This window comes from Streptomyces sp. NPDC004051, from assembly GCF_053604275.1.
The window spans coordinates 17,630-31,955 of record NZ_JBSGHG010000057.1 but is presented as its reverse complement, the minus strand read 5'-3'; the positions used below and the strand labels follow the sequence as shown (position 1 = coordinate 31,955).

The window sequence follows — 14,326 nt, the reverse complement described above, 5'->3', positions numbered from 1 at the left end:
CGAGATCGAGAAGAAGATCCTGGAGAAGCTCGGCGTCGGCGTGCGGCCCGAGGACCCGGCCGCCGCACAGGGCGCCGACACCGCCGGCGGCACCGCTCCGGCCGAGGCGACCGTGGCTCCGGCCCCGGCTGCCAAGACCACCAAGTCCAAGGCCGCCGCGGCCAAGAGCTGACCCGTGACGCGACGAACCGACTGGGCCGAGTACGAGTTCGCCGCTTCCGGCGCCCCCTGGGGAAGGGGCCCCGGAGACGGCGCAGACCCAGCCGCGAGCGCGGACGGGACGGCCGGGGACGCCGGCGGCACGGCCGGCGTCCCCGGTGAGGCCCCGGGCGGCGGCCTGCGCCGGGGCGGCGCCGGGTCCCGTCGTGCGGGTGACCCACGGGGGAGCGGCTCGCGTGACGGCGGGCCGCGCGGTGGGCGCGGACGCCGGGCTTTCGGTGAGGCGACCGCGGCGGACGGGGACGTCTCCTCCTCTTCGAGGGCCGAGCGGGAGGAGCCCGAGGGGGACCCGGTCGAGCGGGCGCGGGCCATCTGCCTGCGCCTGCTCACCGGGACCCCCCGCACCCGGAAGCAGCTCGCCGACGCCCTGCGCAAGCGGGAGATCCCGGACGAGGCCGCCGAGGAGGTGCTGTCCCGGTTCGAGGAGGTCGGACTGATCAACGACAGTGCCTTCGCGGACGCCTGGGTGGAGTCCCGGCACCACGGCCGGGGCCTGGCCCGGCGTGCCCTCGCCCGGGAGCTGCGGACCAAGGGAGTCGACGCCACCCTGATCGACGAGGCCGTCTCCCAGCTCGACCCCGAGCAGGAGGAGGCCACCGCGCGTGAACTCGTCGCCCGCAAGCTGCGCTCCACCCGCGGGCTCGACCGCGACAAGCGGATCCGCCGCCTCGCTGGCATGCTCGCCCGCAAGGGCTATCCCGAGGGCCTCGCCCTGCGCGTGGTCCGTCAGGCCCTGGAAGAGGAAGGTGAGGACACCGAGTTCCTGGACGGCGGGAGCTACTGAGGATTCCCGCCCGGTGCCCGCACCGGCAGACCCGCCGTGCGCCAGGCCTGGAAACCGCCGATCAGGTCGGTGGCCCGGTGGAGCCCCAGCCGGTGCAGGGACTCCGCGGCCAGGCTGGAGGCGTACCCCTCGTTGCAGATCACGACGGCGCGCAGATCGTGACCGGTCGCCTCGGGAAGGCGGTGGCTGCCTCGCGGGTCGAGACGCCACTCCAGCTCGTTGCGCTCGACGACGAGGGCGCCGGGGATGAGGCCGTCCCGGTCACGCAGGGCCGCGTACCGGATGTCGACCAGCAGTGCTTCCCCGCCGCGGGCGGCCTCGTACGCGGGGACCGCCTCGATCCGCGTGTAGCCCGCGCGTACCCGCTCCAGCAGTTCGTCGATCCCGGGGGCACCGGCGGCCCGCTCGGGTGTCCCGCTCACTGCCAGTCCGCCGGGCGCTCGACCTGCTCCAACCGCAGGGTCCGGCCGCTGCGGCGGTAGCGGCGCAGCAGAGGCAGGGGAGGGTAGTAGGCATGGACGGAGACCGCGTGCCGGTCGGGGGACCCGTTGAGCACCTCGTGCACGTGATGCCGGCCGAAGGCGCGGCCCGCACCGGCCGTCAGCCGGCGTTCCCGGTCCACGCCGTCGTTCAGTTCCAGCGTCTTCCAGCCCTCGGTGGGCAGCCGCACCGCGAGCGAGTTCTCCCGCAGCTCACCCGCCGCGGTCATGAAGGCACCGAGGGATTCCCCGTGATCGTGCCAGCCGGTGCCCGTGCCGGGCGGCCAGCCGATCAGCCAGGCCTCACTGCCGACGGGCCCGTCGAGCCGTACCCAGGTGCGGCCCTCCGGATCGAGCGGAAGGGAGGCGACCAGCTCTGCGTCGGCGGCGACCTGCCGAACGAAGTCGAGGAGCTCGTCCTGGGAAGGGCCGGGAGCAGAGGGGGAACCCGCGGGAGAAGAGGGGACGGGGGAGGAGGGGAGAACAGGGGAAGCAGACACGTGCACCGTCCTGAAGAAAGGTTCGCGGAGCGCGCACGGCAGCGGCGTGGAAGCGGCGAGCGGCGCGCGGGAAAGAGGGAACGCGAGTTCAGCAGGACGGGCGACACACGCAGCCCGCGTAGCGGACGAGGTCCATATGGACCCTCCGCCACAGGCGCACACAGGTGTCGGTCACGGACCGGAGTAGACCACGACGACGCACACGGGATCAACTCGCCGTCGGCATGCGGACCCCACCGGAAGCACGCGGAGAGGGATCGTCCGTGCCCAGCACTTCAGCGTGATCCGGCTCCGGCCGCCGTCCGGGCCTCCGGCCCCGCTGTTCCCGCAGTTGCCGTTGATCCGGTCGACCCCGCTGATTCCGTTGTTTCCGCGTCCGCCGGTCCGCCGAGCACCGTCTCGGCCGCCGTGTACAGGTCCGCCGGGCGGACCCCGCCGAGCGCCGTGACCAGATGACCGTCGGGGCGTACCAGCAGCACGGTGTGGGCCGCCGCCCCCGGATAGCTCTCCGCGACCAGCAGTTCGGCCGGATGCGGCAGCGCCGCCACGGCCGACGCCAGCCGGGGCATGATCCCGGCGGACACCCAGTGCCTGCGCTCCCACACCCCGGTGCCCGGCGCGATCAGCACCACCAGCAGCGCACCCCGGCCGAGCCGGTCCCGCAGCCGGACGAAGGTGCCGTCCTCCGCCGTGACCCGCACATCGGTGACCCGCTCCCCGAAGGGCGTGTCGACGGGGACCTCGCCCTCGAGGTCCCGGGGCGCGAGGGGCGATCCGGAGTGCCCGCCCGGCGCCCCCAGCGGCCCCTGGCCCAGATGGCCGTCCACCAGGAGCGCGTCATGACCGCGGGCGGAGCCGGGCACGTAGGAACGCAGCCCTCCACCGCCCCGCAGCAGCGGCAGCGCCTGATCGGCGGCGCGCAGCCGGGCGGAGACGATCGCGCGCCGCTCGGCCTGGTAGCTGTCGAGCAGCGCTTCGTGGTGGCCGTGGTGCCAGGCCAGGGCCAGCTTCCAGGCGAGGTTGTCGACGTCGCGGAGCCCCTCGTCCAGCCCGTGCGTGCCCAGCGAGCCGAGCAGATGCGCGGCGTCCCCGGCGAGGAACACGCGGTCCGCCCGCCAGCGCCGGGCGAGCCGGTGGTGGACGGTGTGGACCCCGGTGTCGAGCAGTTCGTACGGTGGCGTCGGGCCGTCGGCCCAGCCGGCGAGGGTCTCCCGGATCCGGTCCAGCAGCAGCTCGGGGGTGACCAGTTCCTTGCCCGGTGGCAGCAGCCAGTCCAGACGCCACACGCCGTCCGGCAGCGGACGCGCGGTGACCTCCCCGGCGAAGGGGCCGGAGGAGCGCCACGGCGGCGTCCGGTGCAGCAACGCTTCGCCGGACCGGGGAAGCTCCGTACGCAGTGCGGCCACGGCGTGACGTTCCACCGCCGTGCGCCCGGGGAAGCGGATGTCCTGGAGCTTGCGCACGGTGGAACGGGGGCCGTCGCAGCCGACCAGGTAACTGCCTCGCCACCACGTGCTCCTGGGGCCGCGGGTGTGCGCGGTGATGCCGGAGGGATCCTGTTCGAGGGAGTCCAGACGGCTGTCCACGGCGACCTCGACGAGCCGTTCACGGGTGAGGGCCGCGCGCAGGGCACCGGTGAGGACGTGCTGGGCGATGTGCACGGGTGCGGGCGCGGTGGCGTCGAAAGTGACCTCGTGCGTCACCTGCTTGCGCCGCATCGCACGCCATCCGGCCCAACGGGAGCCGGCCCGGGACAGTGGCGCACCGCTCAGCCGCTCCAGCAGCGCCGTGGTGTCCTCGCGCAGCACCACCGACCGGGCAGGCCGCGGTTCGTCCTTGCCCGGACCCTCGTCGAGGACCACGCACGGCACCTCCTGACGCGCCAGCGCCAGGGCGAGCGCGAGCCCGACGGGTCCCGCTCCGACGATGATCACCGGGTCCACGGCGCGGCGCCCCCTGCTCGAAGTGACGTCCCGGAGGACAGGGAGGAACAGGACGATGGAGCAGGGTGCGCGATCACAGAACGTATGCAACCTACTGCCGGTGCTTGCGTCAAGTGACCGGCACGGTCGGCGATCATGAAAACGGTCCGGTTCCGTCACACCACTTGACTGCTCATCACACAGGCCCGGCCCGTACCGGGATGAATTTCGCGCGTCGCCGCTGCCGTCCCCGTCCCGACATGGCTGTGGCCCGCCGGAGGAGCGGGCCACAGCCATGTCGGGACAGCAGGGTGTGCGTCAGGCGTTGCCGTCCCCACCGGTCTTCTGGACGCCGCCGACCTCGGCCGCGTTGAGCTCCTCGAGCCGGTCGGCGCCCACCACCGCGCCCGTGCCGCGCTTGCTGCGGCGCAGCCGTGCCTCGAGCCAGGAGGCGAAGGAGGTGAGGGCGAAGTTGAGCGCGATGAAGAGCACCGACACCACCGTGAGGCTGGCGATGATGTTGGCGCCGTAGTAGCCACTCATCGTGTTGGCCGCGGCGAGCAGCTCGGGGAAGGTGAGGACGGCGCCGCCGAGGGCGGTGTCCTTCACGATGACGACGAGCTGGCTGACGATGGCCGGGAGCATCGCGGTGACCGCCTGCGGCAGCAGGATCAGCCGCATCGCCTGGTTCTTGCGCAGGCCGATCGCCATCGCTCCCTCGGCCTGGCCCTTGGGCAGGGACAGGATGCCGGCGCGCACGATCTCCGCGAGGACGGAGGCGTTGTACAGCACCAGACCCGTGACGACCGCGTACAGCGGACGGTCGTCGGAGCTGACGTTGGTGTACTCGGCGAACAGAGCGAGACCGAAGATCATCAGGACCAGGACGGGGATGGCCCGGAAGAACTCGACCACGATCCCGGCCGGGACGCGGATCCAGGCGTGGTCCGACAGCCGGGCGATGCCGAAGAGGGCGCCGAGCGGCAGCGCGATGATCACCGACAGCGCGGCGGCCTTCAAGGTGTTCTGCAGACCCGGCCAGATGTACGTGGACCACGGCTCACCGCTGGTGAAGAACGGCTTCCACAGGAACCATTCCAGCTGGCCCTTGTCGTTGAGGGTGCTGATCACCCACCACAGCAGGGCGGCGAAGGCGGCCAGGAAGACCACCGTGAAAACAACGTTCCGCCGCTTGGCGCGAGGGCCCTGGGCGTCGTACAGGACGGAACTCATCGCTTCACCGCCACCTTCTTGCCCACCCAGCCGAAGAACAGGCCGGTCGGCAGCGTCAGAATCACGAAACCGACGGCGATGACCGCGGAGATCAGCAGCAGCTGTGCCTCGTTCTCGATCATCTCCTTCATCAGCAGGGCCGCCTCGGCGACACCGATGGCGGCGGCCACCGTGGTGTTCTTGATGAGTGCGATGAGCACGTTCGCCAGCGGGCCGACGGACGAGCGGAACGCCTGGGGCAGCACCACCTGGCCCAGGACCTGGCTGAAGCTGAGGCCGAGCGCGCGGCCGGCCTCGGCCTGGCCGACCGGCACCGTGTTGATGCCGGAGCGCAGCGCCTCGCACACGAAGGCCGAGGTGTAGAGGATCAGGCCGAGGACGGCGAGCCGGAAGTTGATCGTCTCGAAGTCGTCCGCGCCGAGATTGATGCCCAGCGTCTGGCTCAGGCCCAGCGACGTGAACAGGATGATGACGGTCAGCGGGATGTTCCGCACGATGTTCACGTACGCGGTCCCGAAACCGCGCATCAACGGCACCGGGCCGACGCGCATGGCGGCCAGCAGGGTGCCCCAGACCAGGGAGCCGACGGCGGAGAGCACAGCGAGCTGCACCGTCGTCCAGAAGGCCCCCAGCAGGTCGTATTTTTCAAGAAAGTCGAACACGATCTCCCGCGCTTTCGCGTGTAGGGACGGCCGCACCGGTGCGCCGCCCCGCATCCGGGACGGCGCACCCTGTCAGGCAAGGCCTCAGCTCTTGATGTCGCCGATCTTCGGCGCGGGCTCGTACTGGTAGTTGGCCGGACCGAAGTTGTCCTTCACGGCGTCCTCCCAGGAGCCGTCGGCGACCATGGCCTCGAGCGCGTCGTTGATCTTGGCCTTGAGGTCGCTGCCCTTCTTGACGCCGATGCCGTAGTTCTCGTTGGTCATCTTGAAGCCGGCGAGCTTGAACTTGCCCTTGAACTGGTCCTGGGCGGCGTAACCGGCGAGGATCGAGTCGTCGGTGGTCAGCGCGTCGACGGCACCGTTCTGGAGACCGGGCAGGCAGGCCGAGTACGTCGGGTACGGCTGCAGCTGGGCCTTGGGCGCCAGCTTCTCCTTGACGTTCTGCGCCGAGGTGGAGCCGGTGACCGAGCACAGCTTCGCGCTGTTCAGGTCCTCCGGCGCCTTGATCTTGTCGTCGTCGGCGCGGATCAGCACGTCCTGGTGGGCGAGCAGGTACGGGCCGGCGAAGTCGACCTTCTCCTCGCGCTCCGGGGTGATCGAGTAGGTGGCGGCGATGAACTCGACGTCACCACGCTGCAGCATGGTCTCGCGGTCGGCGCTCTTCGACTCCTTCCACTCGATCTGGTTCTTGTCGTAGCCGAGCTTCTTGGCGACGTACGTGGCGACGTCCACGTCGAAGCCCGCGTAGCCCTGCGGGGTCTTCTGACCGAGGCCGGGCTGGTCGAACTTGATGCCGATCTTGATCTTGTCGCCGCCGCCCCCGGAGGAGGACGAACCGCTGTCCTTGTCGTCGCCGCCGCCTCCGCAGGCGGTGGCGGTCAGGGCGAGGGCGAGCACGGCGGCCGAGGCGGCGGTGACCTTGCGGAGATTCATGGTGCACTTCCTTTTGACTGGTGAAGTGATGCGGCCCGGTTCATCCGGTGACGCAAGTCGTCAGGGCGCGAGGGCGCCGTCAGTGGTGCAGGATCTTCGACAGGAAGTCCTTGGCACGGTCGCTGCGCGGATTGCTGAAGAACTGGTCCGGCGAAGCGGCTTCGACGATGCGGCCGTCCGCCATGAACACCACGCGGTTGGCGGCGGACCGGGCGAATCCCATCTCGTGGGTCACGACGATCATGGTCATGCCGTCGCGGGCGAGCTGCTGCATGACCTCCAGAACCTCGTTGATCATCTCCGGGTCGAGAGCCGACGTCGGCTCGTCGAAGAGCATGACCTTGGGCTCCATCGCCAGGGCCCGCGCGATGGCGACACGCTGCTGCTGGCCGCCGGAGAGCTGCGCGGGGTACTTCTCGGCCTGCGCACCCACACCGACCCGGTCGAGCAGGGCGCGGGCCCGCTCCTCGGCCTGCTTCTTGTCCTTCTTGCGAACCTTGACCTGGCCCAGCGTCACGTTCTCGAGCACCGTCTTGTGCGCGAAGAGGTTGAAGGACTGGAAGACCATGCCCACGTCGGCCCGCAGCCGCGCCAGCTCCTTGCCCTCGTCGGGCAGGGACTTCCCGTCGATCGTGATCGATCCGGTGTCGATCGTCTCCAGGCGGTTGATGGTGCGGCACAGGGTGGACTTTCCGGACCCGGAGGGCCCGATGACCACGACGACTTCGCCGCGGGCGACCGTCAGGTCGATGTCCTGGAGTACGTGCAACGCGCCGAAGTGCTTGTTGACGCTCTTCAGGACGACCAGTTCGTCGGTCGCGGCCACATCTTCCTTGGCCGCCGATACTTCGGTCATCGCTCTCAGGCTCCGTCCTCCTCGGTTTGGGAGGACAGTAGTGATCCTTCAGATCCGCGTCATTACATCTGAGGGGAATCTGAGCATCACGATCCGGTAGCAATCGGATACGTGTCGTAGCACTTGTGAGCAGGGCTCATTTCGGCCGGGTAACGGTACCGAAGAGCAACCGGAACCCTCTTGACGCCGTCCCCGTTCATCGGCGTCACTGCAAGGTGCACGCGCGCGTGCACACGTTTTCGTGCACAGATTTTCGCGCACAGACGGTTTTGCATACAGACGGCTTTGTACACAACTGGATCGTACGGGCGATGAACCGAAGGGGGACCGGATGAGACTGCTGCTCGTCGAGGACGACAACCACGTCGCCGCCGCCCTGTCGGCGATTCTGACGAGGCACGGATTCGACGTCACCCACGCGCGCAACGGAGAGGAAGCACTCCGGGCGCTCGTCCCCGAGGCCGACGGCTTCGGCGTGGTCCTCCTCGACCTGGGCCTGCCCGATCAGGACGGCTACGAGGTCTGCGGCAAGATCCGCAAACGCACCGGCACTCCGGTGATCATGGTCACCGCCCGTTCCGACGTGCGCTCCCGCATCCACGGACTCAACCTCGGCGCCGACGACTACGTGGTCAAGCCGTACGACACGGGCGAGCTGCTCGCCCGGATCCACGCCGTCAGCCGGCGCACCGCCCAGGAGGACGCCGTCGCCGCCGGCGAGGCCGGGCTGCGTCTCGGCCCCGTGCACATCGAGCTGCCGACCCGGCGGGTCAGCGTGAACGGTGCGGTCGTCCAGCTGACCCGCAAGGAGTTCGATCTGCTGGCCCTGCTCGCCCAGCGGCCCGGGGTCGTCTTCCGCCGCGAGCAGATCATCAGCGAGGTGTGGCGCACCAGTTGGGAGGGGACGGGACGCACTCTGGAAGTGCATGTCGCCTCCCTGCGCGCCAAGTTGCGCATGCCGGCCCTCATCGAGACGGTACGCGGAGTCGGCTACCGGCTCGTCGAGCCCGCGGCATAGCGTGGCCGGGTGCACACACGTCTGCTGCCGCTGCTCATCGTCCTGATGGCGGCCGTACTGCTCGCGCTCGGGATTCCGCTCGCCGTCAGTCTGGCGCGTGCGCAGCAGCAACAGGTCGTCGTCGACCGGATCGACGACACGGCGCGCTTCGCGGCCCTCGCCCAGTTCGTCACCGAGCCGGTCGACCCCGTGACCGACGACATCGACGAGCGCCGGAAGACCCTCAGCAGCGAGCTCCGCAGCTACCACGAGGTGTACGGCATCCGGGCCGGCGTTTTCTACCGCAGCGACCTCCCGATGGCACACGCGCCGGACGACTGGCTCCTGCCCAGGACGGGCGAGGTGCGCGAGGCCTTCCAGGAGGCGCTCCTCAGCCGCCGCAGCCATGATCCCGAGCAGGTGTGGCCCTGGGAGCAGCACAGCCTGGTGGTGGCCTCGCCGGTCATCCGGGACGGCGACGTCGTCGCGGTCGTCGTCACCGACTCGCCCACCGGGCAGATGCGCTCACGCATCCTCCAGGGCTGGCTGGTCATCGCGGCGGGCGAGGGGGCGGCGATGCTGCTGGCCGTCGGCGCGGCCCTGCGGCTGACCGGCTGGGTGCTCAAGCCCGTACGGGTCCTGGACGCCACCACCCACGACATCGCCACCGGGCGGCTGAAGTCCAGGGTCGCGGTGGCCGGCGGGCCGCCGGAACTCCGTCGGCTCGCCCGGTCCTTCAACGAGATGGCGGACAACGTCGAGGGCGTGCTGGAACAGCAGCGCGCCTTCGTCGCCGACGCCTCGCACCAGCTGCGCAACCCGCTCTCGGCGTTGCTGCTGCGCATCGAACTGCTCGCCCTGGAACTGCCCGACGGCAACGAGGAGATCGCCTCGGTCCAGGCGGAGGGCAGGCGGCTGGCGCACGTCCTGGACGACCTGCTCGACCTGGCTCTGGCCGAGCACAGCGAGGCCCAGCTTGAGATCACCGACATCGGTGCCCTGGTCGCCGAACGGGTGGCGGCGTGGTCGCCCACCGCCGAGGCCAAGGGGGTCCTGCTGGCCGGGGACTGCCCGCCGACCACGGCGTGGGCCGACCCGGTGGCCCTGTCCAGCGCGCTGGACGCGGTCATCGACAACGCGGTGAAGTTCACGCCGGAGGGCGAGAACGTCGAGGTGGCCGTCTCCTCCAACGGTGACACCTCCACCGTCGTCGTCACCGACCACGGCCCCGGTCTGAACGACGAGGAGCTGGCCCGCGTCGGGGACCGCTTCTGGCGCAGCGGACGGCACCAGAACGTCAAGGGCTCGGGCCTCGGCCTGTCCATCGCCCGGGCCCTGCTCACGGCGGGCGGCGGCTCGATCGCGTACGACCGCCACGAGCCGCACGGGCTGACGGTGACGGTGACGGTGCCGCGGAGCGCTCCCGCGGGGGCGGTCACCGGTCAGGGCTTGACAGACCGGTAGTACCGGCGTGCACCGTCGTGCAGCCGGAGCGGATCGGTGTAGATGGCGGTGCGCACGTCGACCAGCTGGGCGGAGTGGACTTCTTTCCCGATGCGGTCCCGGCTCTTGAGCACGATCCGGGTCAGCCATTCGGTGAGCCGCGGGTCCGTGTCCGTCCGTGTGATCAGCAGATTGGAGACGGCCATCGTCGGGACGGTCGCACCGCGCTGGCTGCGGGGGTAGGCCGACTCCGGCATGTTGGTGGCCCGGTAGTGCCGCGTGGCACCGCTCTGCCGATGGAGCTGGGCGACCAGGTCGGCCGTGATCGGCACGAACCGCAGCCTGGAGTCCTCGGACAGCGTCTGCAGGCCGTCCGTGGGCAGCCCGCCCGACCAGAAGAACGCGTCCAGCCCCCGCCCGAGCCGTCCAGGGCCGGTGTCTATACCGTCCGCGGAGGGTCTGATGTCCTGCTCCGGATCGATGCCCGCCGCCCTGAGCACCTGGTTCGCGATGAGCCGCACCCCCGACTTGGGCGGCCCGATGGCGACCCTTTTCCCCCGCAGATCGGCGACGGAACGGATGTCGGAACCGGGCGGGACCACCAGCTGCACGTAGTCGTCGTAGAGACGGGCGACTCCGCGCAGCCGGTCGGCACCGCGCCGGTCGCTCAGCCGGTACGCCTCCACCGCGTCGGCCGCCGTGATCGCGAAGTCGGCCTCTCCGGTCGCCACCCGGCGCACGTTCTCCTGCGACCCGTCGCTCGTCAGCAGCCGCACCTCGAGGTCCGGCATGTCTCTGCTGAGCGAGGTGCGCAGCAGCTCACCGTACTTCTGGTACACCCCCGCGCGGGTCCCCGTGCTCAGGGTGACCGTCCCACGGGGCGGCTCCTCCTTCCAGGGGGCCAGCCACCACAGCAGCAGTCCGAGCGCCACGAAGCAGGCGACCGCGCCCCGCAGGACCCGGCGCCTGCCGATACGGGACAGCGCGTTGGACATGGGCGCGATCCTGCCAGCCCGCACACCCCGCTGACCAGGGCAGAGCGCACATACCCGGCGGGAAGGCGGACAGTGCGACGGACCGGACGACGCGACCGGGACCGTCGGGACCGTCGGGACCGTCGGGAGTGCCGGGACCGCCGGGGGAGGCCGCTACAGTCGCGGCATGAGCGCTTCGCCCGCCGACCTGGTCCGTGAGTTCCACCGCGCCTTCGGGCTGGACGTGCGCGAGACACCGGCCGAGGTCTCCCCGGAACTCGCCGCCCACCGCGGCGAACTGCTCGCCGAGGAGGCCGCCGAGGTCGCGGAGGTGGCGGTGCACGGCCCGCTCGACCGGCTCGCGCACGAACTGGCCGATGTCGTCTACGTCGCCTACGGCACGGCGCTCGTCCACGGGATCGACCTCGACGCGGTGATCTCCGAGATCCACCGTTCCAACATGACCAAGCGGGGCCCCGACGGCCGGATCAGCCGCCGCTTCGACGGCAAGGTCCTCAAGGGCGACCACTACGAGGCCCCGGACGTGTCCAGGGTGCTGCGCCGACAGGGATGGACGCCGGGCACGGAGGCCTGAGCCGGGCCCCGGGCGGGGCCCGCTCCGCCGTCCCGGCGTGTCGTGGCGAGCGCATACCCTGTAGGGCATGAGCAGCATCGACCGGAGCCAGTCAGTGGGCGGCACGCGCACCTACGAAGTCCGCACCTACGGGTGCCAGATGAACGTCCACGACTCCGAGCGATTGTCCGGACTGCTGGAGGACGCGGGCTACGTCCGCGCCCCCGAGGGCGCCGACGGCGACGCGGACGTCGTCGTCTTCAACACCTGCGCCGTGCGGGAGAACGCCGACAACAAGCTCTACGGCAACCTCGGCCACCTCGCCCCGAAGAAGGCGCAGCGCCCCGGCATGCAGATCGCGGTCGGCGGCTGCCTCGCGCAGAAGGACCGCGAGACCATCGTGAAGCGGGCCCCCTGGGTGGACGTCGTCTTCGGCACGCACAACATCGGCAAGCTGCCGGTCCTCCTGGAGCGCGCCCGCGTCCAGGAGGAGGCGCAGGTCGAGATCGCCGAGTCGCTGGAGGCATTCCCGTCCACGCTGCCGACCCGCCGCGAGAGCGCCTACGCGGCCTGGGTCTCCATCTCCGTCGGCTGCAACAACACCTGCACCTTCTGCATCGTCCCGGCACTGCGCGGCAAGGAGAAGGACCGGCGTCCCGGCGACATCCTCGCCGAGATCGAGGCCCTGGTCGCCGAGGGCGTCTCGGAGATCACCCTGCTCGGCCAGAACGTCAACGCGTACGGCTCCGACATCGGCGACCGGGAGGCGTTCAGCAAGCTGCTGCGGGCCTGCGGGAGCATCGAGGGCCTGGAGCGCGTCCGCTTCACCTCTCCGCACCCGCGCGACTTCACCGACGACGTCATCGCCGCCATGGCCGAGACGCCCAACGTGATGCCGCAGCTCCACATGCCGCTCCAGTCCGGCTCGGACGCGGTGCTGAAGGCGATGCGCCGTTCGTACCGGCAGGAGCGCTACCTCGGCATCATCGAGAAGGTCCGTGCCGCCATCCCGCACGCGGCGATCAGCACCGACATCATCGTGGGCTTCCCCGGGGAGACCGAGGAGGACTTCGAGCAGACCCTGCACGTGGTGCGCGAGGCCCGCTTCGCGCAGGCCTTCACCTTCCAGTACTCCAAGCGACCGGGCACCCCGGCCGCCGAGATGGACGGCCAGATCCCCAAGAAGGTCGTCCAGGAGCGCTACGAGCGGCTCGTCGCCCTCCAGGAGGAGATCTCCTGGGAGGAGAACAAGAAGCAGGTCGGCCGGACCCTGGAACTGATGGTGGCCGAAGGGGAGGGCCGCAAGGACGACGCCACCCACCGACTCTCCGGCCGCGCCCGGGACAGCCGCCTGGTGCACTTCACCAAGCCGGAGCAGGAGGTCCGTCCCGGCGACGTCGTGACCGTCGAGATCACCTACGCGGCCCCCCACCACCTTCTCGCCGAGGGGCCCACCCTGAACGTGCGCCGCACGCGCGCGGGTGACGCCTGGGAGAAGCGGAACGTGGAGAAAGCGGCCCGGCCGGACCGGTCGGCGGGTGTGATGCTGGGCCTGCCGAAGATCGGTGCGCCCGAACCCCTGCCGGCCGCGGCGAGCGGCTGCGGCTGCGACTGACGGCGGACTGCGGCGACTGACAGCGGGCGGCGACTGACGGCGACCGGCCGGAGACTCGCGGGCGGCCCGCGCGGGCTACGCTGCCGATCATGATGGTCGCCGCCGCAGTCTGCCCCTGCCCGCCGCTCCTCGTGTCCGAGGTCGCCGTGGGCGCCGCCCACGAACTGGACGCCGCGCGGGCCGCGTGCACGGACGCGATCGGCGTGCTCGCCGCCGCCCGTCCCGACCGGCTCGTGGTCGTCGGCCCGTCGCCGAGCGGCGCGGGGCCCGAGCGCCACCCGGAGGGCAGCACGGGGTCCTTCCGCGGCTTCGGGGTCGATCTCGGCGTGCGGCTCGGCAGGGACCGGGGCACGGCTACCGGACGGGAGCTTCCCCCCGGGCTCGCGGTGGGAGCCTGGCTGCTGGAGCGGGCCGGCTGGGCGGACCTCCCGGTCGAGGGACTCGCTGTGGGGGAATCCCTCCCGGCCGAGCGGTGCGTCCGGGAGGGAAGGGACCTCGCCGCCGGTACGGAGCGGGTGGCGCTGCTGGTGATGGGCGACGCCAGCGCCTGCCGCACGCTCAAGGCCCCCGGCTACCTCGACGAGCGGGCGGCGCCCTTCGACGCGGAGGCCGCACGGGCCCTGGGTGCGGCCGACACGGCGGCCCTGGGGGCGCTGGACGGCGGCCTGGCGCGCGCACTCATGGTCTCCGGCCGGGCGCCCTGGCAGGTCCTCGCGGGCGCGGCCGAGGGCGCCGCCCTGAAGGGCCGCCTGCTGTACGAGGACGCACCGTACGGGGTGGGCTACCTCGTGGCCACCTGGTCGTAGCCGCCGGCCGTCCGTCTCCGTCGCCGTACCGCGCTCAGGAAGTGGGCGGCGGCCCGGCCTGCGGCGTGGTGCCGCCCGCGTCCGGACCGGGGTCGTTCTTGTGGGCGAGCCGGTCCATGGCGTGCTTGGCCTTGCCCGTGCCCGTCTGGATCCTGTCGCTGTACTTGCCCTTGGTCCGCTTGTCGACGGTCTTCGCGGCCTTGTCCAGCCCGTGCTGGATCTTGTCCTCGTGCTGCTGCGCGAGGTGCGAGACCTTGTCCTTGGCAGGTCCCAGCTTGGCCTTCATGTTGTCCAGGAGACCCATGGTCCACCTTCCCTCGCGCTGCGCT

At 71.1% G+C, this 14,326-nt stretch carries 16 protein-coding genes; 6 read left to right on the top strand and 10 right to left on the bottom strand.

Annotation, left to right across the window (positions count from 1 at the left end; translation table 11 throughout):
• Positions 1 to 175 precede the first annotated feature (175 nt).
• On the top strand, positions 176 to 1,003 hold the full coding sequence (recX, locus tag ACWEQO_RS33085; RefSeq protein WP_452986279.1) for a recombination regulator RecX: 828 nt from the start codon (positions 176 to 178) through the stop codon (positions 1,001 to 1,003).
• Here the strand turns inward: recX and ACWEQO_RS33080 are convergent.
• The 8 genes from ACWEQO_RS33080 to ACWEQO_RS33045 all read right to left on the bottom strand — a co-directional run bounded on the left by ACWEQO_RS33080 (position 997) and on the right by ACWEQO_RS33045 (position 7,588).
• Entirely contained in the window at positions 997 to 1,425 is a 429-nt protein-coding gene (locus ACWEQO_RS33080) for a rhodanese-like domain-containing protein (protein ID WP_361461539.1), read from the bottom strand. The genes recX and ACWEQO_RS33080 overlap by 7 nt on opposite strands.
• On the bottom strand, positions 1,422 to 1,982 hold the full coding sequence (locus ACWEQO_RS33075) for a cupin domain-containing protein (RefSeq protein WP_361461541.1): 561 nt from the start codon (positions 1,980 to 1,982) through the stop codon (positions 1,422 to 1,424). The genes ACWEQO_RS33080 and ACWEQO_RS33075 overlap by 4 nt, the downstream gene beginning before the upstream one ends.
• Positions 1,983 to 2,070: 88 nt before the next feature.
• On the bottom strand, positions 2,071 to 2,118 hold the full coding sequence (locus ACWEQO_RS33070; RefSeq protein WP_309506048.1) for a hypothetical protein: 48 nt from the start codon (positions 2,116 to 2,118) through the stop codon (positions 2,071 to 2,073).
• A gap of 139 nt (positions 2,119 to 2,257) precedes the next feature.
• Positions 2,258 to 3,925, bottom strand: coding sequence for an FAD-dependent monooxygenase (locus ACWEQO_RS33065; RefSeq protein ID WP_361461547.1), 1,668 nt, complete (start codon positions 3,923 to 3,925; stop codon positions 2,258 to 2,260).
• A gap of 297 nt (positions 3,926 to 4,222) precedes the next feature.
• Positions 4,223 to 5,137, bottom strand: a complete 915-nt coding sequence (locus ACWEQO_RS33060) for an amino acid ABC transporter permease (RefSeq protein WP_452986278.1) — start codon at positions 5,135 to 5,137, stop codon at positions 4,223 to 4,225.
• Positions 5,134 to 5,799, bottom strand: a complete 666-nt coding sequence (locus ACWEQO_RS33055; protein WP_452986277.1) for an amino acid ABC transporter permease — start codon at positions 5,797 to 5,799, stop codon at positions 5,134 to 5,136. The genes ACWEQO_RS33060 and ACWEQO_RS33055 overlap by 4 nt, the downstream gene beginning before the upstream one ends.
• An 84-nt stretch (positions 5,800 to 5,883) precedes the next feature.
• Positions 5,884 to 6,732 (bottom strand): glutamate ABC transporter substrate-binding protein, encoded by an 849-nt coding sequence (locus ACWEQO_RS33050; protein ID WP_452986276.1) that lies wholly within the window; start codon positions 6,730 to 6,732, stop codon positions 5,884 to 5,886.
• Between the two features lie 79 nt (positions 6,733 to 6,811).
• Positions 6,812 to 7,588 (bottom strand): amino acid ABC transporter ATP-binding protein, encoded by a 777-nt coding sequence (locus ACWEQO_RS33045; protein ID WP_361461556.1) that lies wholly within the window; start codon positions 7,586 to 7,588, stop codon positions 6,812 to 6,814.
• A gap of 331 nt (positions 7,589 to 7,919) precedes the next feature.
• Between ACWEQO_RS33045 and ACWEQO_RS33040 the strand changes: the two genes are divergently transcribed.
• Together ACWEQO_RS33040 and ACWEQO_RS33035 are read left to right on the top strand one after the other, a co-directional pair.
• Positions 7,920 to 8,606, top strand: coding sequence for a response regulator transcription factor (locus tag ACWEQO_RS33040; RefSeq protein ID WP_452986275.1), 687 nt, complete (start codon positions 7,920 to 7,922; stop codon positions 8,604 to 8,606).
• 9 nt (positions 8,607 to 8,615) lie between these two features.
• Entirely contained in the window at positions 8,616 to 10,049 is a 1,434-nt protein-coding gene (locus ACWEQO_RS33035; RefSeq protein WP_452986274.1) for a sensor histidine kinase, read from the top strand.
• Here the strand turns inward: ACWEQO_RS33035 and ACWEQO_RS33030 are convergent.
• Complete coding sequence (locus tag ACWEQO_RS33030; protein ID WP_452986273.1) at positions 10,028 to 11,023, bottom strand: TAXI family TRAP transporter solute-binding subunit; 996 nt, start codon at positions 11,021 to 11,023, stop codon at positions 10,028 to 10,030. The two genes, ACWEQO_RS33035 and ACWEQO_RS33030, sit on opposite strands and share 22 nt — an antisense overlap.
• A 166-nt stretch (positions 11,024 to 11,189) precedes the next feature.
• On the opposite strand from ACWEQO_RS33030, the gene ACWEQO_RS33025 reads away from it, so the two are divergent.
• The 3 genes from ACWEQO_RS33025 to ACWEQO_RS33015 all read left to right on the top strand — a co-directional run bounded on the left by ACWEQO_RS33025 (position 11,190) and on the right by ACWEQO_RS33015 (position 13,997).
• The gene (locus ACWEQO_RS33025; RefSeq protein WP_452986272.1) at positions 11,190 to 11,597 is read left to right on the top strand and encodes a pyrophosphohydrolase domain-containing protein; all 408 of its coding nucleotides are present in this window, start codon (positions 11,190 to 11,192) and stop codon (positions 11,595 to 11,597) included.
• A gap of 67 nt (positions 11,598 to 11,664) precedes the next feature.
• The gene (gene miaB, locus ACWEQO_RS33020; RefSeq protein ID WP_452986271.1) at positions 11,665 to 13,191 is read left to right on the top strand and encodes a tRNA (N6-isopentenyl adenosine(37)-C2)-methylthiotransferase MiaB; all 1,527 of its coding nucleotides are present in this window, start codon (positions 11,665 to 11,667) and stop codon (positions 13,189 to 13,191) included.
• A gap of 89 nt (positions 13,192 to 13,280) precedes the next feature.
• A complete protein-coding gene (locus tag ACWEQO_RS33015; RefSeq protein WP_452986270.1) occupies positions 13,281 to 13,997 on the top strand; it encodes a class III extradiol dioxygenase subunit B-like domain-containing protein in 717 nt (238 codons plus the stop codon).
• A gap of 34 nt (positions 13,998 to 14,031) precedes the next feature.
• Here the strand turns inward: ACWEQO_RS33015 and ACWEQO_RS33010 are convergent, their stop codons facing one another.
• On the bottom strand, positions 14,032 to 14,301 hold the full coding sequence (locus ACWEQO_RS33010; protein WP_361461575.1) for an antitoxin: 270 nt from the start codon (positions 14,299 to 14,301) through the stop codon (positions 14,032 to 14,034).
• Between the last annotated feature and the right edge of the window lie 25 nt (positions 14,302 to 14,326).

Coding starts and splice junctions, on each gene's coding strand:
- ACWEQO_RS33030 (WP_452986273.1), bottom strand. CDS start 11,023: ATGTCCAACGCGCTGTCCCGTATCGGCAGGCGCCGGGTCCTGCGGGGC.
- ACWEQO_RS33060 (WP_452986278.1), bottom strand. CDS start 5,137: ATGAGTTCCGTCCTGTACGACGCCCAGGGCCCTCGCGCCAAGCGGCGG.
- miaB (WP_452986271.1), top strand. CDS start 11,665: ATGAGCAGCATCGACCGGAGCCAGTCAGTGGGCGGCACGCGCACCTAC.
- ACWEQO_RS33015 (WP_452986270.1), top strand. CDS start 13,281: ATGATGGTCGCCGCCGCAGTCTGCCCCTGCCCGCCGCTCCTCGTGTCC.
- ACWEQO_RS33025 (WP_452986272.1), top strand. CDS start 11,190: ATGAGCGCTTCGCCCGCCGACCTGGTCCGTGAGTTCCACCGCGCCTTC.
- ACWEQO_RS33010 (WP_361461575.1), bottom strand. CDS start 14,301: ATGGGTCTCCTGGACAACATGAAGGCCAAGCTGGGACCTGCCAAGGAC.
- ACWEQO_RS33040 (WP_452986275.1), top strand. CDS start 7,920: ATGAGACTGCTGCTCGTCGAGGACGACAACCACGTCGCCGCCGCCCTG.
- ACWEQO_RS33050 (WP_452986276.1), bottom strand. CDS start 6,732: ATGAATCTCCGCAAGGTCACCGCCGCCTCGGCCGCCGTGCTCGCCCTC.
- ACWEQO_RS33045 (WP_361461556.1), bottom strand. CDS start 7,588: ATGACCGAAGTATCGGCGGCCAAGGAAGATGTGGCCGCGACCGACGAA.